Here is a 24693-nt window from a genome sequence, read left to right as displayed (position 1 = left end):
GCGGCACGCGTCGTCGAGCGGTCCCGACCATGTGAGCAGCCGCATGTTCGAGCTCCACAAGGGTGGTGCTCACATGTTCGGCGTGAGGTGGCGGTGCCGTGCGCATGTTCGGCGTGGGGTGGCGGGTACGGCGGGACGCGGGGCGTCAGACGCCAGTGACCGCCTCGACGTCACCGGAGCGGATCGCGTCGTCGAGCCGTGCGGCGTCCGACTCCGCCTGGTCGGCGTAGCGACGGGCGAACCGGCCGACGGCCTTGTCGAACGCGTCGTCGTCAGTGTCGTGGCCCAGGTAGGCGGCCACCGCGACGGCGTCGCCGGACCGGGCATGGGCGCGCGCCAGCGTCGACCCGCACAGCGAGGCGAGCGTCACGAGCCCGCGCCGTCGGACCCGGGCGAGGTCGATCGAGCCCTTCATGTCGTGGAGCTGGCGCACGTAGAAGTCGAAGCCGCCGGGACCGGTGACCCAACCGAGCAGGATGTCGCTCGCGGCCTGCGCGTACCGCTGCCCGTTGACGACACGCTGACCGGAGTGCCCGTACTCGCTCGCGCCCAGGTGCTTCTCGAGCACGGAGGCCTGCGCCTGCTTGAGCTGCAGGATCAGCGGGTCGTCGTCGTCGCGTCCGGCGAGGAGCAGCACGTACGCCCGGGTCCCGACGCTGCCCACCCCGACGACCTTGCGCGCGGCGTCGACCGGCTCGAACCGGTCGAGGAGCCGACGCAGCGGGTCGTCGAGCGTGGAGCGGTAGCTCTCGAACAGGGTGTCGGCCTGCTCGCGGTCGAGCGCGCTGAGGGGTTCGCGCGAGATCAGGGGAGGGGCCTCGCGGAAGCGGAGCCGGCCGTCGACGAGCTCGGTGAGCTTTTCGGCGGCGCGCAGGCTCGTGCGGCCTCGGGCCTTGTCGAACGTGGACGCCGCGGTGCGGTGGGCACGCTTCCCGGCCTTGGCCGCGTCGACGGCTCGCATGATGCGGTCCTCGTCGACGCGCGCGTACCAGACGTCGAGGTTCCGTTGCCGCGCGAGGTCGACGGTGGCGAGCCGGTAGGCCCGTGCGGCGGCCCGCGCGGCGTCGCGGGCGACGCTGCGCTCGAAGCCACGGTCCCGCGCGGCGAGGACGAGGGACGCCGCGAGCCGCAGCACGTCCCACTCGAACGGGCCGGGGAGGGTCTCGTCGAAGTCGTTGATGTCGAACACGAGGCTGCGGTCGGCGGCGGCGTAGACCCCGAAGTTGGCGACGTGCGCGTCACCGCAGAGCTGGGTGACGCCTGCGGTGCGGGGCAGGGTCGCGAGGTCGGCGGCCATGACCGCGGCGGAGCCCCGGTAGAAGGCGAAGGGTGACGCGCTCATGCGCCCGTACCGGATCGGGACGAGCTCGGGGACGCGGCTCGCGTCCTGGGCTCCGAGGACCGACACGGGATCGAGCCTGTCGGGTGCCGGCGACCAGTCGCCGAGGGTGTCCAGCGGCGCGGTCCGGCGCCAGGAGCGACCTTGCTCGACGCGGTCGGCCACGGTCGGGCGCGTGGTGCCGGAAGCCGGGAACGCGGGTGCGGGGTCCGGCGTCGTGCGGGTGGTCATGCCGCATTGTGCGTCCGGGCACCGCGGCGTGCTCGACGGGCCGCGAACCTCACCCGTGGGTGACCGGGTCCGCGACTGTGATAGGACGGGTCGGTGACGACCGACGCGGCGACCCCGTTCCACGACCTCGACGCCTATGTGGCCCTGCCGCGACTGGCCGGGCTGACCCTCTCCCCGGACGGCTCCCGGCTGGTGACCGCCGTCCAGACGCTCGACCCGAAGCGCACCCGGTACGTGACGGCGCTGTGGGAGGTCGACCCGACGGGCCAGGCACCGTCACGGCGCCTCACGCGGTCCGCGAAGGGCGAGTCGGCGGCGATCTTCGCGTCGAACGGGGACCTGCTGTTCACCTCCGCGCGCCCCGACGCCGACACGGACGACGACAACCCCAAGTCCGCGCTCTGGCTCCTGCCGGCGGGCGGGGGAGAGGCACGCGTGCTCGCGACGGCCCCGGGCGGCGTCGGCGGCGTGACCGTGGCCCGCGACGCGAGCACGGTCTCGGTCGGCGCGGCCCTCCTGCCGTCGTCCACCGACCTCGACGACGACGCGAAGCGCCGCAAGGCCCGCAAGGACCACAAGGTCGCGGCGATCCTCCACGACGGCTACCCGGTCCGCTACTGGGACCACGACCTCGGCCCGGACCGGCCGCACCGGTTCGTCGCGGACCTGGCCGCGCTCACGGACGAGGTGCCGGGTGCGCTCGTGCCCGCGCCGTCGTCGGGCGAGAAGGACGACGCCGAGCCGGCGGCGGCACCGGAGGGCGCCCGGCTCGACCTGCGCGACCTCACGCCTGCCCCGGGCGCGGCGCTCGAGGACTCCGACGCCGACCTGAGCCCCGACGGCCGCACGCTCGTCACGACGTGGCGCGTCACGGGCCCCGGCCCGACGATGCGGAGCACGCTCGTCGCGATCGACACCGAGTCGGGCGCGCAGTACGTGCTGGTCGACGACAGGGGCGCCGACGTCTTCGGGCCCAAGGTGTCGCCCGACGGGCGGTTCGTCGCCTACGTGCGCGAGACCCTGACGACGCCGCAGCGCGCGCCCGAGGTGACGCTCGCCGTCGTCCCGCTCGCCCCCAAGCAGAGCCCCCGGTCGTTGACGACCCACTGGGACCGCTGGCCGTCGTCGCTCGCCTGGCTCCCCGACGGTTCGGGTCTCCTCGTCACCGCCGACGACGACGGCCGCGGCCCGGTCTTCCACGTCGCCGCGACGGGGGGCGGGATCGTCCCGGTGGAGCGCGTCACGGCGGGCGACCACGTGTACACGGACGTGCGGGTCGCGCGCGACGGGTCGGCGTTCTACGCGCTGCGGTCGAGCTACCTGGCGCCTGCCGAGCCGGTGCGCGTCGACCTCGCGGACTACCTGGCGCAGGACGAGGGCAAGCGGACGCCCGTCGAGCCGACCCTCCTGCGGGGCCCCGTCCCGGCGCCCGCGCTGCCGGGGAGCCTCGTCGAGGTCGAGACCCCCGCGTCCGACGACGTCCGCATCCGCGCCTGGCTCGCCCTCCCCGACGGCGCGAGCGCCGAGAGCCCGGCCCCGCTCGCCCTGTGGGTGCACGGCGGGCCGCTCGGGTCGTGGAACACGTGGAGCTGGCGCTGGAACCCGTGGCTGCTGGTCGCCGCCGGGTACGCGGTGCTCCTGCCGGACCCCGCGCTGTCGACGGGGTACGGGCAGGACTTCGTCCAGCGCGGCTGGGGCGCGTGGGGGGACAAGCCGTTCACGGACGTCATGGCCGTCACGGACGCGGTCGTGGCCCGCGACGACGTCGACGAGACCCGCACCGGCATGATGGGCGGCTCGTTCGGCGGGTACATGGCGAACTGGATCGCCGGCCACACCGACCGGTTCCGCGCGATCGTCACGCACGCCAGCCTCTGGGCCCTGGACCAGTTCGGCCCGACGACGGACGCCTCCTTCTACTGGGAGCGCGAGCTCAGCCCGGAGGCGGCGCTCGAGAACTCGCCGCACCGGTTCGTCGGGGACATCCGCACGCCGATGCTCGTCGTGCACGGCGACAAGGACTACCGGGTGCCGATCGGCGAGGGGCTGCGGCTCTGGTACGAGCTGCTGTCCAAGTCGGGTCTGCCCGCCGACGCCGAGGGGAAGACCGTGCACCGGTTCCTGTACTTCCCGGACGAGAACCACTGGGTGCTCACGCCCGAGCACGCGAAGGTCTGGTACCAGGTCGTGCTCGCGTTCCTCGCCGAGCACGTGCTGGGGGTCGCGCCCGACGACGACGCGTACCCGGGCCTGCCGCCCGTCCTGGGCTGATCCTCGGGCCTGGTCCCCCGCGCTACGAGTGGAGCGCGGGGGGCACGTCCTCCCCGCCGGCTCGGCGGGCTCAGATCCCGTGCTCGGCGGCGGCCCAGAGCTCGTCGAAGCGGTCCGCGACCTCGGCGAGCGGCGCCCGGACGTCGAGCTCGACGTCGGGCCGGATCCCGACGAACTCCATCGGCTCCGGCGTCGCGACCCACTGCGTCGGGAACGTGAGCGTCAACCCGGACCGCGGGAGGACGTACGGCGCGACGTTCGCGGACTCCAGCAGCCCCATGCTGGGGACGCCGACCACCCGGGCGCCGAGGCCGTCGCGGAGCATCAGGGTGCTCGACTCGCCCGACGATCCCGTGCCGCCGTCGACGAGCACGAGCATCCGGCCCCTGAACGGCCGGGCGCCGGCCGGGACGTGCTCGGTGTGGAGGTCGACGCGCAGCTCGTCGTCCGGCGCGGGGGTGTGCGCGTACGGGAGCAGTGAGGCCGGTGGCGGCGCGTCGGGGTGCCGCACCGCCTCGAGGGCGATGGCGTTCCACGCCAGGACCGGCTTGTCGCCCACCGACAGGCACCGCTCGCTCGGCGCGTCGTGGGCGTGGACGACGGCGTCGGCGATCCACCGGCTGATGAAGGCGTCGTTCCCGCCGCCGTTCCCGCGCAGGTCGACGACGACGCGGTCGTGCTCGAGCGGGCTGCGGTCGGTGGCTCCTGCCTCGAGCTGCGGCGAACCGTCCTCGGAGTCCGAGAGCGTCCGGATGCGGACCGTCGCCACCTCGCCCGACGGCGTCGCCCGGACCGCGGACTCCCATGCGGGGCCGGGGTCCTCGCCGAGGGTCGGGCGGAGGGCGCGGTGCGCCGCGTTCCCGATGATGCCGTGGTGGTTGTCGCCGAGAGCCTCGCGCAGGGACAGCGCGACGTCGCCGATCGCCTCCCCCCACGTCGTCGGGCGCTCGGCGCGGAGCCGCGCGACCCACGCGTCGAGGACGGCGTCCGCGGCCTCGGGACCGGTGCGACCCAGCACCACGAAGACGTGGCGTTCGCGGATCAGCCGCGGAAGGAGGGCGACGTCCTCGATCAGCGCGTCCACGTCGACGGGACTGTCGGGGGTGCGGGCGGCGAGGTCAGGGCCGAGCCCGCGCATCGTCGGGCTGTCGGGGTCGATCAGCCAGTCGATCCCGCTACGGTCCGGTCCGAGGTACCCGTCGGCGCGCATGGGCGCCACCGTACCGAGACCCGGGGTGGCCGGGCCATACACCGAAGAGTTGACTTGCCGCATGACCGTGAACCTTCCTGCCGCAGTCCAGGCGTTCGTCGACGCCACCAACGCCGGTGACAGCGACGCGTTCGTCGCCGCCTTCACCCCCGACGCCGTCCTCGACGACTGGGGCCGGACGTTCACCGGGCCTGACGGAGTCGCCCGCTGGAACGTGACCGACAACATCGGGAAGCGGTCGCACTTCGAACCGGTGTCCGCGGAGCCGGGCGCAGGCCCGGGGGAGTGGGTCGTCGTCCTGACCGTCACGGGCGAGGGCTACAACGGCACCGGCCCCATGACGTTCACGCTCGACGGCGACCGGATCGCCCGGCTCGTCATCAGCCCGACCTGAGGGTCACGGGTGGGTATCGAACGGCGGCCTGCGGTCGGCGCACGGCTTGATCGGCGCTAGCGTCCGGGCGTATGGCAGAGGTGCGTGTCGTGCGGCGGACGACCTTTCAGGCGGGGCTGGTCGTGCTGCTGCTCGCCGCGGGAACGGCGCTCGCGGGCTGCGACGCGATCGCCCCGGACCCCGAGCCCTCCTGCATCCCCAGCGGCCCCGTCGAGGTGTCGCCCGCCACGGTCGCGCCGGGCGGCACGGTCACGGTGTCGAGCGGGAGTGCGGACTGCGCCGTCGAGCGCCGGTACTCCCACTACGAGCTGCGGCTCGGCTCGACGGACGACGACCCTGTCCTGGGGAAGGTCGACGTCGGGACGCACGGCGAGTTTCGGACCACCGTGACGGTCCCCGCCGACGCGAGCCCCGGCGACGAGGTGATCGCCGTGCGGGGGAGCGCGTACGACTACTGTCCCGGCCACGCCGGTCCCGACGCCGACTGCCCCGGCTACTTCGGGAGGGTCACCGTCACCGCCGGCTGACGTCACCGCGGGCTGACGTCGCGGCCGGCCACGTGCGGTTGACTTGTCCCCGTGAGTTCCACACCCGCCCGCCTGCCCCGTGTCCGCGCGTCTGCCCTCGTGGGACGCGGCTGGCTCAACACGGGCGGCAGGACGCTGAGCCTCGAGGACTTCCGCGGCCGCGTGGTGATCCTCGACTTCTGGACCTTCTGCTGCATCAACTGCCTGCACGTCCTCGACGAGCTGCGGGACCTCGAGCAGCGGTTCGGCGACGTCCTGACGATCGTGGGGGTGCACTCGCCGAAGTTCGTCCACGAGGCCGATCCTGACGCGCTCGCCGCCGCCGTCGAGCGATACGAGGTGCACCACCCCGTCCTCGACGACCCCGACCTCGTCACCTGGCAGGCGTACACGGCCCGCGCCTGGCCGACGCTCGTCGTCGTCGACCCCGAGGGGTACGTCGTCGCGCAGCTCGCGGGCGAGGGGCACGCGGCGTCGATTGAGGCGCTCGTCGCCGAGCTCGTGGCGGAGCACCGCGCCAAGGGCACGCTGCGTGAGGGCGACGGCCCGTACGTCCCGCCGACGCCGCAGCCCTCCACCCTGCGCTTCCCCGCCAAGGCGATCGCGCTCCCGGACGGGAACCTGCTCGTCGCCGACGCCGGGCACCACAGCCTCGCCGAGCTCGCACCCGACGCCGAGACCCTGGTCCGACGGATCGGCTCGGGCCGGCGCGGCCTGCTCGACGGCGGCCCCGACGACGCCCGGTTCGCCGAGCCGAACGGCCTCTGCCTCGTCCCCGACGAGCTGCGCGCGACGCTCGGCTACGACGTCGTCGTCGCGGACACCGCGAACCACGTGCTGCGGGGCGTGCGCCTCGACGACGGCACGGTCACGACCGTCGCGGGGACGGGCGAGCAGTTCATGGTGGGGGCGCCCGACAACCTCGTCGGAGAGCTGGCGGGCGAGGCGTTCGTGCCGGGGTCGAAGGTTCCGTCGCGCGACGTGAAGCTCTCGTCGCCGTGGGACGTCACGTGGGTGCCCGAGCTCGCGGCGTTCGTCGTCGCGATGGCCGGCAACCACACGCTGTGGGCGTTCGACGGCAAGGAGGGGTCGGTCGAGCTGTTCGCCGGGACCATGAACGAAGGGCTGCAGGACGGTCCGCTGCTCGACGCCTGGTTCGCGCAGCCTTCCGGGCTCGCCGTCGAGCGGGGGGCGGTGTGGGTCGCGGACGCCGAGACGTCCGCACTGCGCCGGGTGGATGCCGCCGCACGCACGGTGAGCACCGCCGTCGGGCAGGGGCTGTTCGACTTCGGCCACCGCGACGGTCCCGCCCGACCAGGCGCTCTTCCAGCACCCGCTGGGTGTCGCGACGCTGCCCGACGGCTCGGTGCTGGTCGCCGACACCTACGACGGCGCGCTCCGCCGCTTCGCCCCCGACGACGCAGCCCCCGGTGGCGGCGAGGTCACCACCCTGGTGACGGGGCTCGCGGAGCCGAGCGGCGTCTTCGTGCGAGAGGCAGGTGAAGGGCTCGAGGTGCTGGTCGTCGAGTCCGCCGCGCACCGGATCACCCGCGTCGCGCTGCCGGCCGACCTGCGCGACCTCGGCACCACCGTAGACGACGGCGCCCACCGCACCCAGCGCCCGGTCACCGACCTCGCGCCGGGGGCGCTGAGCCTGCGCGTGCCGTTCACGCCCGCGCCGGGGCAGAAGCTCGACGACCGGTTCGGCCCGTCGACCCAGCTCTCGGTGAGCGCGACCCCGGCGAGCCTCCTCGTCGGCGGCGACGGCACGGCCGTCGAGCTGGACCGCGACCTCACGCTCGCCACCCCCGCCCCGGGCGAGACGCTCGAGGGCGTGCTGCACGTGAGCGCGCGGGCGGCGTCCTGCGATGCCTTCGGGCCGGACGGCGAGCCCGTCGAGTTCCCTGCCTGCAACCTGGCCCAGCAGGACTGGGGCGTGCCCGTCCGGATCACGCCCGACGGTGCCGCGGAGCTCGTCCTCCCGCTGCTCGGCTGACGTCGAACCGACCCAGATCGTCGCTGGTCGGTCGCTGCGGCGACGATCCGAGTCGGTTCGACGAGACCGTGGCCGCAGCGAGGGTCCGTGACCGGCGCTGCGCCTCAGCCGGCGACGACCGCGACGCCCGTGCGGCCGCCGTCGACGTCGAGCACGGTGCCGTGGACGAACGCGGCGTCGTCGGACGCGAGGTAGACGGCGGCCGCGGCGATGGCCTCGGGGCGTCCGGTGGCACCGGCCGGCGTGCCGGCCATGATCGCCTCGAGCGTGTCGTGACCGTCGGGCTCGCTGTCGCGGACGACGCCCGGGGAGATCGCGTTGACGCGGATGTTCTGCGGCGCGAGCTCGGCCGACCAGGCGCGGGTCAGGGTCTCGACGGCGCCCTTCGACGACGAGTAGACCGGGCTCGAGGGCAGGGCGAGCCGCGCGACCCACGAGCCGAGGTTGATGACGACGCCACCGCCCGCGGCGGCCATCGACGGCACGAGCGCCTGGGTGAGGAAGAACGGCGCCTTGACGTTGACGGCGAGGACGCGGTCGACGAGGGCGTCGTCGGCGTCGGCGGTGCTGTGGAGCGGGAAGATCCCGGCGTTGTTGACGAGGACGTCGACCCGCCCGCCGAGTACGTCGAGCGCGCGCTCGGCGAGGTCGCGGCTGGCGGCTGACGACCCGTCGAGGTCGGCGCGCACGAAGTCGGCGGTGCCGCCCGCCGCGCGGACGGCGTCGACGACGGCACGACCGCGGTCCTCGTCGCGCCCGGAGACGGCGACGTGCGCGCCCTCGGCCGCGAGGGCCGTTGCGATCGCGCGCCCGATGTTGCTGGTGGAGCCTGTCACGAGGGCCGTCCGGCCCTGGAGTCGCTGTGTCATGGCTGCGACGCTAGGAGCATCAAAATGGACTCTCAAGTCCAGAACTGCCTACGCTGCACCCATGTCGCTGACAGCGAAAGGCCTCGCCACCCGCGCCCGTATCGTCGAGGGCGCCGCCGACTACCTGCGTGGCACGGACGACGGCGAGATCACGCTCGACGACGTCCGCGCCCTCACCGGCACCAGCAAGGGCCAGCTCTTCCACTACTTCCCGGACGGGAAGGACGAGCTGCTGCTCGCCGTCGTCCGGCTCGAGGCGGACCGGGTCCTCGACGACCAGCAGCCCTACCTCGGGAACCTCACGACGTGGGCGTCGTGGGAGCGGTGGCGGGACGCCGTCGTCGCCCGGTACCGCGCCCAGGGGACGAGGTGCCCGCTCAACGCGCTCATGGGCCAGGTCGGCGGGGTGCCCGGCGCCGCCGACGTCGCCCGCACCCTCGTGGGTCGCTGGCAGGGGCACCTCGCCGACGGCATCCGGGCGATGCAGGCCGCGGGGGAGGTCCGCGCCGACCTCTCGCCCGAGCGGACGGCCGCGGCGCTCGTCGCGGGGATCCAGGGCGGCGTCCTCCTGCTACGGACCACGGGCGAGACGGCGCACCTCGAGGCCGCGCTCGACGTCGCCCTCGACCACCTCCGCGCCTGACCGTCCGGTAGCGTGCCCGCATGCTGACGTGGGGCAGGAGCTGGGGCAACCAGGAGCTGGTGCTGGACGGGACGACCGTGGGCCGGTTCGACACCGCGACGTTCCGGGAGCGCGCGACCGTCCACCTCGGGACCGAGACGTGGGAGTACGCCAGGCAGCCCGGCGGCGGGATCCTCGGCACGGGCCCGGTCGGCTCACCCACGCCGTTCCAGCTCGGGGCGACCCGGCGGTCCTTCTTCAGCTACGCGTGGGACGTCGCGACGCCGGCGGCCCGGTACGAGCTCGAGCAGGGCCTGTTCTCCACGGCGTTCCAGGTGCTCCGCGGCGGCGTCCAGATCGGCGAGGCCCGCCGTGCCGGCGTGATGACGAACCGGTTCTCCCTCGTGGTCCCGCCCGACGTCCCGCTGCAGGACCAGTCGTTCCTCCTCTGGGTCGTCGAGGCCTCCGCGCGGCGCCGGAGCCACGGCTCGACCGCGTCCGCCGGTTAGCGGCGCACGGCCCCGAGCCCCGACGACCCCGTAGCCTTCCGAGCGTGACCGTACCCGCCGCGCCGTCGTCGCTCCGTCTGCCCGCCCTGCCGCCCGGCGTCGTCCTGCTCGACCTGGACGGCACCCTCACGGACTCGGCGCCCGGCATCGTCGGCTCGCTCCGCGCGGCGCTCACCGAGGCGGGCCTGCCCGTGCCCGACGACGCAGCCCTGCGCCGGTTCGTCGGCCCGCCCCTGCCGGGCATGCTCCGGGCGAGCGGGGTGCCGGCCGGCCGCGTGGACGAGCTCGTGGCCACGTACCGTCGCCACTTCACCGCGGGCGGCATGTTCGACAACGCGGTCTTCCCGGGGATCGAGGACGCGATGGACGCGCTGCGGGAGGCGGGGGCCGTGCTCGCCGTCGCCACCTCCAAGCCCGAGGTGTATGCGCGCCGGATCGCCGAGCACTTCGGCCTCGACGCGCACCTCACGCACGGCATCGACGGTGTGTTCGGCGCGGACACCGACCTGGGCACGCGCGCGGGCAAGGCCGAGGTCGTGGCGCACGCGCTCGCGCACCTGGCCGAGCGGGGGATCGGCGTCGGCCCCGAAACGACCGTCATGGTCGGCGACCGCGAGCACGACGTCCTCGGCGCCGCCCGCCACGGCATCGCCACCGTCGGCGTGACCTGGGGCTACGCGGAACCCGGTGAGCTCGAGGCGGCGGGCGCGGTCGCCGTCGTGCACACGCCGCGCGAGCTCACGGACCTGCTCCTCGGCGCCCCGTAGCCTGCTCCCGTGAGCACCGGTGGAGCGTCGCCCGGCCCCGTCGCCCGGGCCGTCGGTCCTGGTCGCGCCGCCTCGCGCGTCTCGACGCTCGAGCTGCTCCTCGACCTGGTCTTCGTCTTCACGGTGAGCCAGGTCGCGCACGTCGTCGCGGAGGACCCGGCCTGGCCGACGATCGGGCGGGTCGTGCTCGTCATGGTGGCCGTGTGGTGGATGTACGACGCGTTCGCGTGGCTCACCAACCAGGCGGTCCCCGACACGGCGGCGGTGCGCCTGCTCCTCATCGGCGCGATGGCGGGCTTCCTCGTGCTCTCGGTCGGGCTCCCCGACGCGCTCGAGCCGGGCGGCGTGCCGTTCGCGCTCGCGTTCATGGTCGTGGCCGCGCTCCACGGCGGCCTGTACCTGGCGCGCGGCGGGCCCGGGACGGCGGGCGTGCTGCTCCGGGTCGCGCCGCTCAACGTCCTGATCGGCGTGCCGTTCCTCCTCGCCGCGCTGCTCGGCGAGGGGCACGACGCCGCGCGCTGGGCGCTCGCGCTGGTCCCGGTGGTGCTCATCCTCGTTGCGGCGTCGATCGCCCGGCGCAGCCCGTTCGACCTGACCGCGAGCCACTTCGTGGAGCGTCACGGCCTGCTCGTGATCATCGCGCTGGGCGAGTCGGTCGTGTCGGTGGGTGCGGACGTCGGGGAGCACGGGCTCGGCGGCCGGGCGGTCGTGGCGATCGTCCTGACGGTCGCCGTCATCGGGTCCCTGTGGTGGTGCTACTTCTCGGGCGACGACGCACGGGCCGAACGGTCGTTCGGGGCCGCGTCCCCGCTGCGTCGCACGTCCGTGGCGCTGCACGCGTTCTACGTGGACCACCTGCTCATGCTGCTCGGGCTCATCGGCCTGGGCGCGGGGCTGCACCTCGCGTCCGGTGAACCGTTCGAGGCGCCCGACACGGCCGCCGCGTGGCTCGTCGCCGGGGGAGCGGCGGCGTTCCTCCTGGGCGACGCTGACTACCGCCGGACGCTGCGGCTCGGCCCCTGGGGGTGGCGGCTCGTCGCGGCCGCGGTCTCGGTGGCCACCGTCCCGCTCGCCCGCCTGACGTCGCTCGCCGTGCAGCTCGTGGTGCTCACGCTCGTCGTCGTGGCCGCGATCGCCGGCGAACGGCGGTACCCTGGACGACGGCCCGGTCAGGGCTGACAGCAGCACCACCGCACGCCACGCGTGCCGAGCGAGGGGAGGACCGCCATGCGCAGCGAACCTCCCAGTGATAGTCGCTCCCGCGGCCCTCGAGGTCGCGGTGTGTCCCTGCACCTCCAGCACCGTCCCGCACGCCTCGCGCGCGGCTGACGACCCGCGCGCGCCCGGCGCCGCGGGCTCCTGAGCCGCAGCACACCCGTGCGCCCGACGGTGCGCCAGCGCTGTCCTGGAGCCCGTCATGACCGACCGTTCGATCACCCGTCTCGCCACCCTCGCCCGTCGCCCGCACCTGCTGACGCGGCGCGACGACGTCGCCCGCGCCCGCCGCGGCGACCTCCCCGCCCTGCCCGTCCCCGAGGCCACCGCGGCCTCCGAGCTCGGTTCGAGCATCGTCGACTCTGCGATCTACGTGCAGGGCCGCCGCGTCGCGACCCCCGCGTCGCTCGCGGACACGTTCCGTGCCCTGCGCGCCGAGGACGACGCGATGGCCTGGATCGGCCTCTACCGGCCGAGCGAGCACGACCTCACGCGGCTCGCGGTCGAGTTCGACCTGCACGAGCTCGCCGTCGAGGACGCGATCGTCGCCCACCAGCGGCCCAAGCTGGAGCGGTACGGGGACACGTTGTTCGTCGTCCTGCGGGCCGCGCGGTACGTGGACGCGACCGAGGAGGTCGAGTTCGGGGAGCTGCACGTGTTCGTCGGGCCGGACTTCGTGGTGACCGTCCGGCACGCCGAGTCGCCCAACCTCACGGCGGTGCGCCGCCGCACCGAGGCGGACCCGTCCATGCTGGCCCGCGGCCCGGAGGCCGTGCTCTACGCGATCCTGGACGCCGTCGTCGACGGCTACGCACCCGTCGTCGCGGGGCTCGAGAACGACATCGACGAAATCGAGACCGAGGTGTTCCGCGGGGACGCGTCGGTGTCGCGGCGCATCTACGAGCTGTCCCGCGAGGTCGTCGAGTTCCAGCGCGCCGTGCGCCCGCTGCGCCAGATCCTCAACGCGCTGCGCGCCGGCTTCGACAAGTACCAGATCGACGAGGACCTGCAGTCCTACCTGCGCGACGTCGCCGACCACGCGACCGAGGTCGCGGAGCGCATCGACGGCTTCCGGGTCGCGCTGCGCGACATCCTCACCGTGAACGCGACCCTGGTCTCGCAGCGGCAGAACGAGGAGATGCGGGCGCTGTCGGAGGCGAGCAACGCCCAGAACGAGGAGGTCAAGAAGATCTCCGCGTGGGCGGCCATCCTGTTCGCGCCGACGCTCGTCGGGACGGTCTACGGCATGAACTTCGACGACATGCCCGAGCTGGGCTGGCACTACGGCTACCCGCTGGCCCTGGTCGCGATGGCGTTCGTGAGCGTCGGGCTGTGGAGCGTGTTCAAGGCGAGGCGCTGGATCTGAGCCTGCTCGCCGAGTGCGACGCCCCGTTCGCCGAGTGCGACGCCACGCTGGGCAGGGCGCCCGGCACCTACCAGCGGCCGCGGTGGACGACGTCGTCCATCGCGCGGCGCGGTCGTCGCGCGGCCGACCCGGTCGCCCCTCCCGAGGCAGGGTGCCCGATGGTGATCGCGCCGACGGGGTCGTGGTCGTCGGGGATCCCGAAGGCCTCGCGCACCGCGGCGTCGGCCTCTGGCGGGATCCCGAAGAACAGCGCTCCGAGACCCTCGTCGACGACGGTCTGCAGGATCAGCAGGCTCGCCATCGCCGTGTCGAGGTCCCAGAACGGCTGCGGCCAGCGGGCCTCGTCGCGGTCCGTCCAGCCCTTGTCGGGCTCGGCGTACCGGTCGAGGTACGCCTTCTTGCTGCTGCACGGGACCACGACGACGGGTGCGCGCATCATGCCGGTCAGCCAGTCGTCGGGGTGCTCCGTTTCGGCCGTGGCCTCCCAGTAGCGGCGGACGTCGTCGGGGGTGTCGAGGACGAGGAACCCCCAGCCCTGGCTGAACCCGGCGCTGGGTGCGCGGACCGCGTTGCGCAGCGCGCGGTCGACGATCGCCGGGTCGACCGGGTCGGTGCTGTAGCTGCGGGTCATGCGGCGGCGGTCGACGACGTCCTGGAACTCCATAGCCGGAAGCATGTCATGAACGTGATCTGACACACGTTCAGATCCTGAGACCGAGGCTTGTCAGGTAAGGCTTCGCTAACTTAGGTTAGGCGAGACTTACCACCTGGCTGCGAGTGTGCCGGGTGCCCGCTTCGAGGAGTCTGAGCCCCGCCATGCCCGCACCGCGTCCGTCCGTCCGCCCCGGCCCGGCGTCCCGCCGGCGAGCGCCGCGCATCGTCGCCGCCCTCGCCGGGATCCTGGTGACGGCGCTCGCGGTCACCGGCTGCTCGCTCCCCGGCGCGTCGGGCACGGGCGGCTCCGACGACGGCGGGGGCGTCGACACGACCCCCTCAGCCGTCTCGACGTCGCCGCCCACCCCCGGGACCTGACCGGGCCGAGCACGGCACGTCTGGCGAGGAACGCCGTCGACCCGGTCGCGAAGGACCCGGAGCCCACGCTGCCCGCGACCGTCACCGACGCGCAGGGCACCAAGGTCACCGTGACCGACACGAGCCGCATCCTCGCGCTCGACCTCTACGGCTCGACGTCGCGCATCGTCTACGACCTCGGGCTCGGCGACCGTGTGGTCGGCCGGGACGTGTCGTCCGCATTCGACGGCATCAAGGACAAGCCGCTGGTCACGCAGAACGGGCACGACCTCAACGCCGAGGCGATCCTCGAGCTCGCGCCGACCGTCATCATCACCGACACGTCGCTCGGCCCGTGGGACGTCGTCCTGCAGATGCGCGACGCCGGCATCCCGGTCGTCGTCGTCGACTCCGAGCGGAACCTCGACAACGTGGGCACGCTCGTCCACGAGGTCGCCGACGCTCTCGGCGTGCCCGCGCAGGGCGACGCGCTCGCGCAGCGCACCGCGAAGGAGATCAAGACCAAGAAGGCCGAGATCGCGCAGGTGGTCCCGAAGGACGTCGCCGACCGGCCACGCATCGTGTTCCTCTACGTCCGCGGCCAGGCGGGCATCTACTACCTGTTCGGGCAGGGCTCGGGCGCGGACTCGCTGATCGACTCGATCGGCGGCGTCGACGTCGCGACGAAGATCGGCTGGAAGGGCATGAAGCCCGTCAACGACGAGGGGCTCGTCAAGGCCGCCCCGGACGTCATCCTCATGATGACCGACGGGCTGGAGTCCGTCGGCGGTGTGGACGGGCTGCTCGAGAAGCTGCCCGCCGTCGCCCAGACGCCGGCGGGGAAGCACCGGCGGATCGTCGACATGGACGACACCGAGATCCTCAGCTTCGGGCCCGAGACGGCGAACGTCCTCGACGCGCTCACGCGCGCCGTCTATGCGCCGGGGGACACGAAGTGAGCGCCCCCACGGCACCCGCGCCGGCCGACGAGCGTCGGGCCGTCGACGCCGTCCGCGCGCTCGACGGCCCCGCCGTCCTGCCGCCCGCGCGTCCGGCCCGCGCGACCGTGCTGTTCGTCGTGCTCGGCGTCCTGCTGCTCGTGCTCGTCGTCCTCTCGGCGGGCGTCGGCCAGCTCGACATCCCGCCGGCCCAGGTCGTCGGCTCGGTCCTGCACCACGTGGGCCTCGACGTCGGACCGGCGCCCGAGAACGTCAACGGCGACGCCGTCCTGTGGGCCATCCGGTTCCCCCGCGTCACCATGGCGGTCCTCGTCGGCGCGGCGCTCGCGACCGGCGGAGCGCTCATGCAGGGCGTGTTCGGCAACCCGCTCGCGGAGCCCGGCGTCATCGGCGTCTCGGCGGGGGCCGCGGTCGCGGCCTGCGCGACCATCGTGTTCGGCCTGTCGACGCTCGGCCCGTGGACGACGGCGACCGCGGCGTTCGTCGGTGGCCTCGTCACCACGCTGCTCGTCTACGTGCTCGCCCGGTCGAACGGGCGCACCGAGGTCGTCACGCTCGTCCTCACCGGCATCGCGGTCAACGCGGTGTGCGGGGCCGCGATCGCCTTCTTCACGTTCCTCGCGGACCAGCAGGCACGCGAGCAGATCGTGTTCTGGCAGCTCGGCAGCCTCAACGGGACGCGCTGGCCGTACGTCGGGATCGTCGCGCCGTTCGTCGTCGTCGGGATCGCGGTCGCCGTGGTCCTCGCGCCGCGGCTCGACCTGCTCTCGCTCGGCGAGCGGGCCGCCCGGCACGTGGGTGTCGACGTCGAACGGCTCCGGCTCGTCGCGATCGTCGCGATCGCCCTGCTCACCGCGGCGGCCGTCGCGTTCTGCGGGATCATCGCGTTCGTCGGGCTCGTCGTGCCGCACCTCGTGCGGATGGTCGTCGGCCCCGGGCACCGCGTGCTCGTCCCGGCCAGCGCGCTCGGGGGCGCCGTCCTGCTGCTCGCCGCCGACCTCGCCGCGCGCACCGCCGTCGCCTACGCCGACCTCCCGATCGGGATGCTCACCGCGCTCGTCGGCGGGCCGTTCTTCTTCTGGCTGCTGCGCCGCACGCGCCGGACGGCGGGAGGGTGGGCATGAGCGCCACCGTCCTGCTCGCGCGCGGCGTCGGGCACACGATCGACGGGCACACCATCCTCGACGGGGTCGACCTCGAGGTGCGCGCCGGGGAGGTCCTCGCGCTCGTCGGGCCGAACGGCGCCGGCAAGTCCACGCTGCTCGGGGTGCTCGCCGGCGACGTCGCGCCCACCTCGGGCACGCTCACGTGGATGTCCGCGCTCCCGCCCGTCCCCGGGCACGCCGCTGACGTGGACCCGCTGGGTCAGGAGCTCCTGGCTGCCGAGCCGCTCGCGTCCCTCCCGGTCGCCGAGCTCGCCCGACGCCGCGCCGTGCTCCTGCAGGAGCAGTCCCTGAGCTTCCCGTTCCGTGTGGTCGACGTCGTCCGGATGGGTCGCGCGCCCTGGGCCCGCGCCGGCGTCCCCGGCGCGCAGGAGCCCGAGGACGACGACACGATCGTCGCCCGTGCGCTCCTCACCGCCGACGTCCTGCACCTGGCCGAGCGCCGGTTCCCGACGCTGTCCGGCGGGGAGAAGGCGCGTACGGCGTTCGCGCGCGTCCTCGCGCAGACGCCGCGCCTGCTGCTGCTCGACGAGCCCACCGCGGCCCTCGACATCCGGCACCAGGAGCACGTGCTCGCGCAGGCGAGCGCGCGCGCCCGGGCGGGTGACGCCGTCGTCGTGGTGCTGCACGACCTCTCCCTCGCCGCCGCCTGGGCCGACCGGGTCGTGGTGCTGGAGCGCGGGCGGGTCGCCGGCGGCGGCGCGCCCGGCGACGTCCTCACGAGCGCGCTGCTGAGCCGCGTCTACGACCATCCCGTGCAGACCCTGCGCCACCCCGACACCGGCGAGCTGCTGGTGCTTCCGGTGCGGGGGCGCTCCGCCCAGGGCGGCGCCTCGAGCACGGCTGCACACACCCACCTGACCGAAGGAACCCCCGCATGACCCCCGTCCGCCGCCCCCGGCTCGTCGGCGCCGTCGTCGGGACGCTCGCGACGGCGCTGCTCGCCGGAGCAGGCCTCCTCGCCGCGGCCGCCCCGGCGTCCGCCGCGCCGCGCGTCACCGTGAGCGGTCCCGACGGTGCCGCGCGCGCCGACCTCCGGTACTCCACGACGCTCACGCTCCAGGGCACCGGGTTCCAGTCCATCAAGGGTGGCTTCGGCGGCATCTATGTGCTGTTCGGCTGGGTCGACGACCCGCAGGGCGGGTCCTGGCGGCCCAGCCAGGGCGGCAAGACCGGTGCCGACCTGCGCTACGTCCCCGACTCCGAGACCAAGGACAACAAGGGCTTCGAGAAGTTCGTGGCGTTCCCCGGCTCGGACACCGAGTACGCGGCGAACGGCGGCGAGATCAAGGCCGACGGCACGTGGAAGACCACGCTCGTCGTCCCCGGGCCGACGTTCCAGACCCAGGACCGCAACGGCAAGACCGTGAGCGTCGACTGCCGCAAGGTCACGTGCGGCGTCATCACCATCGGCGCGCACGGCGTCGTGAACCCGAGCAACGAGACGTTCACGCCCGTGAGCTTCGTCGACCTGCAGGGAGCGAAGTCCGGGACCGGGCAGGACTCGTCGGGGTCCGCCGCGACGCAGGGCTCGGCGGCGAGCGGGGCCGGCGCGAGCGGGTCCGGCTCGAGCGGGTCCGGCTCGGCGGGCAGCGGGTCCGCGGGGTCGTCGGGCGCGGGCACGTCGGGCAGCGCCACGACGGACGGTGGCACGGCCGCGAAGAGCACCGGGGCGCCCGCGAGCGCGACGCTCGGCATCGACAAGACCACCGCGGTCGCCGGGCGCGTCCTGAGCTTCGTCGCGCAGGGCTTCACGCCCGGCGAGCAGGTCGTGGGCTCGTTCGACGACGGCGTCCTCGCGGTCGGCCCTCTGACCGCGGGCGCGCAGGGCGACGTCGCCGGGGTCCTGCAGCTCCCGGACGACACCCGGCTCGGGACGCACACGCTCAGGCTGACCGGGGCGAAGTCGGGCCAGGCGCCTGAGGTCGAGCTCACCGTCCGCCGCGATCCGGCGGAGGCGTCCGCCGCCGACGCCGCCGCCCGGGCGGCGACCGCAGCGACGGCGGAGGGCGACGGCTGGTCGACCGGCGAGATCGTCGTCGGCGCGGCGGCGCTGCTCCTGCTCGCGGTGATCCTGTCGTCGTTCGTGACGGCCCGACGGCGCAAGCGGGCCGCGCGGGCGCACGTGCCGGCCGAGCAGGGTGCGGCCGAGCCGCAGGACCCGGCCGTCGCGCAGGCCGAGGCGCTGTTCCCGTCGGTCGCGCAGCCGTCCACGCAGCCGGTCCCGACCGGGAGGCACGCATGACGCGCCGCGCCGCGAGCCGTGCGTCGCGCGCCGTCGGACGTGTCGCCGCCCTCGTGCTCGCCACCGTCGCCCTGGGCGCGCCCCTCGCGGCTGCCGCCGCTGCACCCGCGCACGCGACGTCGTCGGGCGGGGTGGCCGCGGACGACGACGTCCCGATCACCGTGACCGTGCCGGGCACGGGGAAGACGGACGGGCCGTTCACGGTGTCCGACGCGAGCCTGCGCTGGGCGCTCAACGCGGAGGCCGGCAGCGGGGCGTACTTCGGCGGGTGCAACTTCCTCATGGCGGGCCGGCCCGGCACGGACGGGAACACGCACGGCGGCAAGGTCTGGACGGACGCCACGTACTACCACGCGACCGCGGGGAAGGTGAGCGTCGAGAAGCCGGACGCGAAGGGCGTCTACCGGGCGGCGACGTTCGCCTCGCGCTGCCTCGCCCCGGACGGGAAGACCGCCGTGTCGACGGGCAACGGGCTCGGCACGGGCACGCAGGTCGTCGTCGACGGCGGTACCGGGACCGTGGACCCCGACGAGGGGACGGCGACGATCCGCTGGAAGGGCACGTTCACGTCCGTGTTCTACGGCGGGCTCACGTACTGGTGGGCGAGCGACCCCGTGCTCACGGTCGAGGCCGACGGGACCGGCACGCTCACCGCCACCGCGGGCGGCTACGGGACCTCGATGGAGGACCAGTCGAAATGGGACGCGCTGCCCGCGACGACCGTCGTGCTCGCGGACCTCGAGCGTGTCCCGCTCACCGGGGCCAAGGGCTTCAAGGTCGTCCCGGCGTACGTCGGGACGGCGGTGACCGTGCCCGCGGGCGCGACGGCGCAGGCCGTGCGCACCTCGGAGAACGCCTCGTACTGGGGCTCGTTCCCGCAGAGCTTCGTCGACTTCCAGGCGAGGACCGGGCAGCTGTCGTACTGGTTCGCGTCGGGCGGGCAGCGAGACCCGTTCAAGGTCGCCGCGCCGGTCTACGTGAGCTACGACGCGGACGCACCGGTCGAGGTCGACCCCGGCGACGCCACGACAGGGGGCGGGGCCGGGGGAGGGTCCGGCGACGGTCCGACCAACACGGTGACCGAGCCGCCGGCGTCGTCGGGGGCGACGGGTGGCGGCCCGGACGACGGTGCGGCGGGCGCGACCGGCACCGGCTCGCCCGCCGCGGGACCAGGTTCCGCGGGCGCCGGCACGTCGTCGGCGCTCGACCCCGTCGACCCGGTCGCCACCGACCCGGGTCAGGCGGCCTTCGCGGCAGCCGCGGCGCCCACGGTCGGCGGGAGCAAGGCGCTCGTCCCGGCGCTCACGGCGGCTGCGCCGTCGGGCGGGGACGTCCTCACGTACGCGACGGCCGGGCTGCTCGTGCTCGCTGCCGGCGCGGTCCACGGCTTCCGGAGGGGGTGGCTCGTCCTCCCGTTCCTGGGATGAACCCGCCCCGCCGCCGGGGTCTGGACACCGGCCGACGGCGGGACGGCACGTGCCGGCTTCCGGCACCTACGCGCACGGCCAGGCCGTGCGCCTCGCGTCAACGAGACAGGCACCACGAGGTGCCGACACGAAAGGACATCATGGACACGAACACGCCACGAAGGCGAGCGGGTCGCCGGCTCGCAGCCGGGGTCGGTGCGCTCGCGCTGGGCGTCACGGGGGCGGTCGGCCTGACCGGCACCGCCGCCGTCGCCGCGGGCTCCGCCGGGACGTCGGTCAGCGGCGTCGAGCTCGACTGGTCGGTCAACGCCGAGTCCGGCGGCGGCGCCTTCTTTGGCGGCTGCAACTTCCTGTCCGCGGGGGCGGCCGGGAACGCCGGCTCGTCGCGCCTGTGGACCGAGGCGGACGGGTTCTACCAGACCCAGGACGGCGACGTCACGATCGAGAAGCCCACCGCGGACGGCGGCTGGGCGAAGCCCACCTGGGCCACCAAGTGCCAGGACAAGGACGGCAAGGCGGTCACCACCGCCGCGTCGAGCACGTCGGGCAACCGCGTCGAGCTGAAGAACGGGACGGGCACGGTCGACACCGCGGCGGGCACCGCGGACATCACGTGGGACGGCTCGTTCACGGTCGTCTACTACGGCGGCCTCACCTACTGGACGGTCTCCGACCCCGAGCTCAAGGTCGCCGCCGACGGCACCGCGACGCTCACCGGGACGGCGTCCGGCTGGGGGGCCGACATGAACGACACGTCCAAGTGGTCGGCGCTCGACCCGAAGACGATCACCCTCGCGAACCTCGAGGGCGTGACGGTCGACGCGGACGGCTTCACCGTGACCCCCGAGTACCTGGGCGTCTCGGTCGACACCGGTTCCGGTACGGCGCAGAGCACGAGCGGCGCGACCTGGGGCTCGTTCCCGCAGTCGTTCGTCGACTTCCAGCAGCTCACGGGGCAGAGCTCGTACTGGTACTCGTCGGGCGGCTCGACGGACGCCCGCAAGGTCGCCGCGCCGCTGTCCGTCGCGTGGGACGTCCCCGCGGCTCCCGCGCTCGACGCCAAGGTCACGGTCTCGAAGACCACGCTCTCGGCGTCCGGCGAGACCGAGGTCACCGTCAAGGGCACCGGCTTCGACCCGTCGGCGGCGACCGCCTCGCGGCCGCCGCTCGCCGGCAAGCCGGCCGGCGTGTACGTCGCGTTCGGGAAGTTCGCGGAGGACTGGAAGCCGTCCGCCGGTGCCGCCTCGTCGACCCGCCCGACGGCGGACGTCAAGTGGGCCGTGTCCGCGGACGACATCGACACCGTCGGCGGGCCCTCGAAGGGCGCGATCGAGCTGTCGGCCGACGGTTCGTTCTCCGCGACGTTCACCGTCTCGAAGGACGCCGCCGACGCCGCCGCGACCGCCAAGGGCCTCACCGACGGCCGGTACGGGATCTACACCTACCCGGGCGGCGGGGCCGCGCAGGCGGGCTACGAGACGTTCACGCCGCTCACCTTCACGGGCGACGGTGACGTCCCGGTCGACGTGACCGTCCCCGAGACCGGGGGCGAGAACCCGGGCGGCGGGGAGCAGCCCGGAGACCCGGGCGAGTTCTCGTGGACCGTGCTCGGCGCGGGTGCCGTGGACCTCGGCACCGCGACCGCCGGCACCGACGTGTTCACCGCGACCGGCGCGCTGCGCCAGGTGAAGGTCACGGACACCCGCACCGAGGCTCCCGCGTGGACGCTGTCGGGCTCCGTCTCCGACTTCCGCTCGTCGGACGGCGCGGCGTCCTTCGGTGGGAAGTACCTCGGCTGGACGCCGGCCGTGGGTGCGAACACCGTGGGCGCCGTCGCCGGCACCGCGGTGGCACCGGGCTCCGGCGACGGCCTCGCCGCGTCGCGCACGCTCGCGTCCGCGGCAGCGGGCCACCCGAAGGGCGGCGTCACCATCGACGCCGGCCTGACCCTGCAGATCCCGCTCGACACGGCGGCCGGCGACTACACCGGCACGCTCACGCTGACCGCGGTCGGCTGACGCACCCGAGCCTCGGCGGCCGGTCCGTGCTGACGGACCGGCCGCCGGGGCGACCCGAAGGAACTCACCATGGACGCCCCCATCGCTCGCACCACCTCCACCCTTCCGCGGAGTAGCCAGGATGCCGGACTGCTTCGGCGAGTGGTCGCGCTCGCGGCCGTCGTCGTGGGCCTCGTCCTGGCGCTTCCGACGACGGCGCTCGCGTCTGTGGTCCCGGCCGCGGCCGCGTCGTCGGGCACCGTCTCGTGGGGGCTCGCTCCGGCGGCGAAGGCACCGAAGGCCGACGTGTCCGGGGGCAACCGCGCCAACTACGCGTACGCGGCGAAGCCCGGCGCGACCGTCACGGACGCCGTCGTCGTCACAAACCACTCCGCGGAGGCGCTGGACCTGCGCGTGTACGCGGCCGACGCGTTCACGACGTCGTCGGGCCAGCTCGACCTGCTCGCCGCGGGAGAGAAGTCGGCGGACCTCGGGGCGTGGACGACGGTCGCGAAGCCGTCTGTGCACGTCCCCGCGCACGGCTCGACCACCGTCCGGTTCACCGTCCGGGTGCCGAAGGACGCCACACCGGGCGACCACAGCGCGGGGGTCGTGACGTCGCTCGCACAGCGGGCCGCTGGTTCCACGGTGACCGTGGACCGCCGTCTCGCGCTGCGGATGCATCTGCGGGTGGCCGGCACGCTGGCGCCCGCGATGACCGTCTCCGACGTCCAGGTCACCGCGGGGACCTCGGCGAACCCCGCGGCTTCCGTGCCCGTGACCGTGCGGTACCGCGTCACCAACACGGGCAACGCCCGCATCGTCCCGACGGGCACCGTCGCGGTCTCCGGCCCGTTCGGTTGGGCGAAGGTCGCCCTGCCCGACGACGCCCCCGAGGTGCTGCCCGGGTCGAGCGTCGTGCGGACGGTCAGCGTGCCGGGCGTGCGCCCGCTCGGACGGGCGTCGGCCGAGGTCGACGTGCACGCGGTCGCGGTCGGCGTCGGCGGAGGGGCGACGGCGTCCGCGTCGGGCGACGCGTCGACCTGGGCCGTGCCGTGGGCGGCGCTGGTCGTGGTCGTGCTGGTCGTCCTGGGGGCCGTGCTGCTGCCTCGGCTCCTCGACCGCCGCCGCTCTGTCGACGGCGACGTTGTGCACGCCGACGGTGACGCGGCCGTCAGCCCGGAAGGGCCGGGTTCCACGCCCGCGTCGTGACGCTGGTCTGCGCGGCGCTGCACGCGTCCGGCTACGCGGTTGCGCCGGAGGCGGCTGTCGCCGCGCTCGCGGCGGTCAGGCGCAGTGCACGGACCCCAGGTCCGCGAACATCGCCGCGTTGAGGCGGAACGCGAGCCTCGCCTCGTCGACGGCGCGCGCGACCTCGGCCTCGTCGAGGCCGAGCCCGTCGAGGCGCTCGCGGTACAGGTCCTTGAAGGGCTTGGACTTCGGGATCTCGTCGAACGTGTAGAACGCGAGGCCGTCGGGGCCGAGCCCGTAGTGGCGCTCGAGCATGCGCTTGATGATCTGTCCGCCGGACAGGTCGCCGAGGTAGCGGGTGTACGCGTGCGCGGCGTACCGCGGGAGGTCGCCGCCGACGCCCTGCAGGTGCGCGACGTAGGCGATCGTCGCGGGCCGGATCGTGATGTCGTCGGCCCAGCCGGGACCGACGAGGAACGCGAGGTCTCGCTCGATCGAGGGGGTGCGGGTGAGCTCGTCGAAGACGAGGCTCGCGCCGCGTGCGTCGGCGCGCACCGTGGCGCTCTCGGCCTCGAGCGCGCGGTAGACGGCGAGCTGCTGGGCGGCCAGGTCGGCGTAAGCGGCGACGTCGAGGCTCCCGGCGAGGAGCTGCTCGACGAACCCGGACGCCTCGGCCTGCTCGTGCTCGGGCCGTGTGCCCTCGCGCAGGCGCAGCGACAGCGTGGTGGTGGGCAGGACGTCGGGTGCGACGGTCAGGCTCACGTTCTCTCCTCGGTGCAGATGACACGTTGTCAGGAAGCGTACGCGAGGAAGGTTAGCCTTGCCTACCCTTCCGGAGTGTTCAGTTTTCGCCCGACGACGGCCACCCCCAGGTCTGCCCCAGGCCGCCTCGTGCACCGGGTGCGTCGCGAGCCGGTGGTCGGCCGCTCGCAGGCGACACCCTGGGCCCATGACGATCCCTGACGCCCTGGACCTGCCCGATCTCCCGCTCACCACCGACGAGGACGTGACCGAGCGCGTGCGCGACGTCGTGGGCTGTGCGGCGCGCCGCCAGCTGTGGTTGTTCTTCCTCGACGCCGACGACTGCCAGCTCCCCGTGCTGCTCCCGATCCCTGACTTCCCGCCCAGCCCCGACGGTGGCAACGCCGAGCAGCTCGCGGCGTCGCTCGCCGCGCTCGTCGAGGAGCTGGACGCCGCCCAGGTCGTGGTGGTGTGGGAGCGGCGGCTCGACGACCGGGCCACGACGCTCGACCGCGCCTGGGCGACGCGGCTCGCTGAGGCGTGCCGCGTCGCCGGCGTGCGGCTGCGGGGTCAGCTCCTCAGCCACCGTCGGGGCGTGCGATGGCTCGTCCCGGACGAGCTCGTGGGCCGGTAGGGTCATATG

Annotated in this window: 22 protein-coding genes and 1 pseudogene; 18 read left to right on the top strand and 5 right to left on the bottom strand. The window is 74.3% G+C overall.

The features are described from left to right. Positions 1–145: 145 nt before the first annotated feature. Positions 146–1570, bottom strand: coding sequence for a DUF2252 domain-containing protein (locus tag KDY119_RS16520; protein ID WP_153022553.1), 1425 nt, complete (start codon positions 1568–1570; stop codon positions 146–148). Between the two features lie 93 nt (positions 1571–1663). On the opposite strand from KDY119_RS16520, the gene KDY119_RS16515 reads away from it, so the two are divergent. Next, positions 1664–3841, top strand: a complete 2178-nt coding sequence (locus KDY119_RS16515) for a S9 family peptidase (protein WP_036947577.1) — start codon at positions 1664–1666, stop codon at positions 3839–3841. A 70-nt stretch (positions 3842–3911) separates the two neighbouring features. On the opposite strand, the gene KDY119_RS16510 is transcribed toward KDY119_RS16515, so the two are convergent. Next, entirely contained in the window at positions 3912–5051 is a 1140-nt protein-coding gene (locus KDY119_RS16510; protein ID WP_036947576.1) for a S41 family peptidase, read from the bottom strand. Positions 5052–5112: 61 nt separating this feature from the next. Between KDY119_RS16510 and KDY119_RS16505 the strand changes: the two genes are divergently transcribed. The 3 genes and pseudogenes from KDY119_RS16505 (at position 5113) to KDY119_RS16495 (ending at position 7968) form a co-directional block, all read left to right on the top strand. After that, the gene (locus tag KDY119_RS16505) at positions 5113–5445 is read left to right on the top strand and encodes a nuclear transport factor 2 family protein (RefSeq protein WP_036947575.1); all 333 of its coding nucleotides are present in this window, start codon (positions 5113–5115) and stop codon (positions 5443–5445) included. 71 nt (positions 5446–5516) lie between these two features. Beyond that, positions 5517–5972, top strand: coding sequence for a hypothetical protein (locus tag KDY119_RS16500; RefSeq protein WP_153022552.1), 456 nt, complete (start codon positions 5517–5519; stop codon positions 5970–5972). 51 nt (positions 5973–6023) lie between these two features. Beyond that, positions 6024–7968: pseudogene (locus KDY119_RS16495) on the top strand (NHL domain-containing thioredoxin family protein). A 104-nt stretch (positions 7969–8072) separates the two neighbouring features. Here the strand turns inward: KDY119_RS16495 and KDY119_RS16490 are convergent. Further along, positions 8073–8837, bottom strand: coding sequence for an SDR family NAD(P)-dependent oxidoreductase (locus tag KDY119_RS16490; RefSeq protein ID WP_036947573.1), 765 nt, complete (start codon positions 8835–8837; stop codon positions 8073–8075). Positions 8838–8898: 61 nt separating this feature from the next. On the opposite strand from KDY119_RS16490, the gene KDY119_RS16485 reads away from it, so the two are divergent. The 5 genes from KDY119_RS16485 to KDY119_RS16465 all read left to right on the top strand — a co-directional run bounded on the left by KDY119_RS16485 (position 8899) and on the right by KDY119_RS16465 (position 13316). Beyond that, a complete protein-coding gene (locus KDY119_RS16485) occupies positions 8899–9480 on the top strand; it encodes a TetR/AcrR family transcriptional regulator (protein WP_036947572.1) in 582 nt (193 codons plus the stop codon). 20 nt (positions 9481–9500) lie between these two features. After that, the gene (locus tag KDY119_RS16480; RefSeq protein ID WP_036947571.1) at positions 9501–9968 is read left to right on the top strand and encodes a hypothetical protein; all 468 of its coding nucleotides are present in this window, start codon (positions 9501–9503) and stop codon (positions 9966–9968) included. Between the two features lie 44 nt (positions 9969–10012). Continuing rightward, the gene (locus tag KDY119_RS16475) at positions 10013–10735 is read left to right on the top strand and encodes an HAD hydrolase-like protein (RefSeq protein ID WP_227994403.1); all 723 of its coding nucleotides are present in this window, start codon (positions 10013–10015) and stop codon (positions 10733–10735) included. A 9-nt stretch (positions 10736–10744) separates the two neighbouring features. After that, positions 10745–11914 carry a low temperature requirement protein A gene (locus KDY119_RS16470; RefSeq protein WP_051136334.1) on the top strand — a complete coding sequence of 390 codons (1170 nt, stop codon included), beginning with the start codon at positions 10745–10747 and terminating at the stop codon, positions 11912–11914. 238 nt (positions 11915–12152) lie between these two features. After that, a complete protein-coding gene (locus tag KDY119_RS16465) occupies positions 12153–13316 on the top strand; it encodes a magnesium and cobalt transport protein CorA (protein ID WP_153022551.1) in 1164 nt (387 codons plus the stop codon). A gap of 67 nt (positions 13317–13383) precedes the next feature. Here KDY119_RS16465 and KDY119_RS16460 read toward each other — a convergent pair whose 3' ends face one another. Beyond that, complete coding sequence (locus KDY119_RS16460) at positions 13384–13980, bottom strand: nitroreductase family protein (RefSeq protein WP_036947570.1); 597 nt, start codon at positions 13978–13980, stop codon at positions 13384–13386. Between the two features lie 152 nt (positions 13981–14132). Here KDY119_RS16460 and KDY119_RS19240 point away from each other — a divergent pair, with 152 nt between their 5' ends. The 8 genes from KDY119_RS19240 (at position 14133) to KDY119_RS16425 (ending at position 23330) form a co-directional block, all read left to right on the top strand. Then, a complete protein-coding gene (locus tag KDY119_RS19240) occupies positions 14133–14348 on the top strand; it encodes a hypothetical protein (RefSeq protein WP_227994402.1) in 216 nt (71 codons plus the stop codon). Between the two features lie 110 nt (positions 14349–14458). Next, positions 14459–15286: a heme/hemin ABC transporter substrate-binding protein gene (locus tag KDY119_RS16455; protein ID WP_227994401.1), complete on the top strand. Its 828-nt coding sequence runs from the start codon at positions 14459–14461 to the stop codon at positions 15284–15286. Between the two features lie 77 nt (positions 15287–15363). Next, complete coding sequence (locus tag KDY119_RS16450) at positions 15364–16410, top strand: FecCD family ABC transporter permease (RefSeq protein WP_036948927.1); 1047 nt, start codon at positions 15364–15366, stop codon at positions 16408–16410. Then, positions 16407–17330 carry a heme ABC transporter ATP-binding protein gene (locus KDY119_RS16445; RefSeq protein ID WP_153022550.1) on the top strand — a complete coding sequence of 308 codons (924 nt, stop codon included), beginning with the start codon at positions 16407–16409 and terminating at the stop codon, positions 17328–17330. The genes KDY119_RS16450 and KDY119_RS16445 overlap by 4 nt, the downstream gene beginning before the upstream one ends. Further along, complete coding sequence (locus tag KDY119_RS16440) at positions 17327–18694, top strand: hypothetical protein (protein ID WP_153022549.1); 1368 nt, start codon at positions 17327–17329, stop codon at positions 18692–18694. The genes KDY119_RS16445 and KDY119_RS16440 overlap by 4 nt, the downstream gene beginning before the upstream one ends. Further along, positions 18691–20121 carry a hypothetical protein gene (locus KDY119_RS16435; protein WP_153022548.1) on the top strand — a complete coding sequence of 477 codons (1431 nt, stop codon included), beginning with the start codon at positions 18691–18693 and terminating at the stop codon, positions 20119–20121. The genes KDY119_RS16440 and KDY119_RS16435 overlap by 4 nt, the downstream gene beginning before the upstream one ends. Before the next feature lie 119 nt (positions 20122–20240). Further along, positions 20241–22139 (top strand): hypothetical protein, encoded by a 1899-nt coding sequence (locus KDY119_RS16430; RefSeq protein ID WP_153022547.1) that lies wholly within the window; start codon positions 20241–20243, stop codon positions 22137–22139. 69 nt (positions 22140–22208) lie between these two features. Then, positions 22209–23330 carry a WxL protein peptidoglycan domain-containing protein gene (locus tag KDY119_RS16425; protein WP_083890684.1) on the top strand — a complete coding sequence of 374 codons (1122 nt, stop codon included), beginning with the start codon at positions 22209–22211 and terminating at the stop codon, positions 23328–23330. A 75-nt stretch (positions 23331–23405) separates the two neighbouring features. Here KDY119_RS16425 and KDY119_RS16420 read toward each other — a convergent pair whose 3' ends face one another. After that, complete coding sequence (locus KDY119_RS16420; protein ID WP_322619624.1) at positions 23406–24071, bottom strand: biliverdin-producing heme oxygenase; 666 nt, start codon at positions 24069–24071, stop codon at positions 23406–23408. 187 nt (positions 24072–24258) lie between these two features. Between KDY119_RS16420 and KDY119_RS16415 the strand changes: the two genes are divergently transcribed. After that, on the top strand, positions 24259–24684 hold the full coding sequence (locus KDY119_RS16415; protein WP_036947568.1) for a hypothetical protein: 426 nt from the start codon (positions 24259–24261) through the stop codon (positions 24682–24684). Positions 24685–24693: the final 9 nt, after the last annotated feature.

Source organism: Luteimicrobium xylanilyticum (assembly GCF_009429125.1).
GTDB classification, from domain to species: Bacteria; Actinomycetota; Actinomycetes; order Actinomycetales; family Cellulomonadaceae; genus Luteimicrobium; species Luteimicrobium xylanilyticum.
Note: the sequence above shows the minus strand (reverse complement) of the source record. Positions and strands in the feature narration are given on the sequence as shown.

Coding starts and splice junctions, on each gene's coding strand:
- KDY119_RS16520 (WP_153022553.1), bottom strand. CDS start 1,570: ATGACCACCCGCACGACGCCGGACCCCGCACCCGCGTTCCCGGCTTCC.
- KDY119_RS16510 (WP_036947576.1), bottom strand. CDS start 5,051: ATGCGCGCCGACGGGTACCTCGGACCGGACCGTAGCGGGATCGACTGG.
- KDY119_RS16505 (WP_036947575.1), top strand. CDS start 5,113: ATGACCGTGAACCTTCCTGCCGCAGTCCAGGCGTTCGTCGACGCCACC.
- KDY119_RS16500 (WP_153022552.1), top strand. CDS start 5,517: ATGGCAGAGGTGCGTGTCGTGCGGCGGACGACCTTTCAGGCGGGGCTG.
- KDY119_RS16490 (WP_036947573.1), bottom strand. CDS start 8,837: ATGACACAGCGACTCCAGGGCCGGACGGCCCTCGTGACAGGCTCCACC.
- KDY119_RS16485 (WP_036947572.1), top strand. CDS start 8,899: ATGTCGCTGACAGCGAAAGGCCTCGCCACCCGCGCCCGTATCGTCGAG.
- KDY119_RS16480 (WP_036947571.1), top strand. CDS start 9,501: ATGCTGACGTGGGGCAGGAGCTGGGGCAACCAGGAGCTGGTGCTGGAC.
- KDY119_RS16465 (WP_153022551.1), top strand. CDS start 12,153: ATGACCGACCGTTCGATCACCCGTCTCGCCACCCTCGCCCGTCGCCCG.
- KDY119_RS16460 (WP_036947570.1), bottom strand. CDS start 13,980: ATGGAGTTCCAGGACGTCGTCGACCGCCGCCGCATGACCCGCAGCTAC.
- KDY119_RS19240 (WP_227994402.1), top strand. CDS start 14,133: ATGCCCGCACCGCGTCCGTCCGTCCGCCCCGGCCCGGCGTCCCGCCGG.
- KDY119_RS16445 (WP_153022550.1), top strand. CDS start 16,407: ATGAGCGCCACCGTCCTGCTCGCGCGCGGCGTCGGGCACACGATCGAC.
- KDY119_RS16440 (WP_153022549.1), top strand. CDS start 17,327: ATGACCCCCGTCCGCCGCCCCCGGCTCGTCGGCGCCGTCGTCGGGACG.
- KDY119_RS16435 (WP_153022548.1), top strand. CDS start 18,691: ATGACGCGCCGCGCCGCGAGCCGTGCGTCGCGCGCCGTCGGACGTGTC.
- KDY119_RS16425 (WP_083890684.1), top strand. CDS start 22,209: ATGGACGCCCCCATCGCTCGCACCACCTCCACCCTTCCGCGGAGTAGC.
- KDY119_RS16415 (WP_036947568.1), top strand. CDS start 24,259: ATGACGATCCCTGACGCCCTGGACCTGCCCGATCTCCCGCTCACCACC.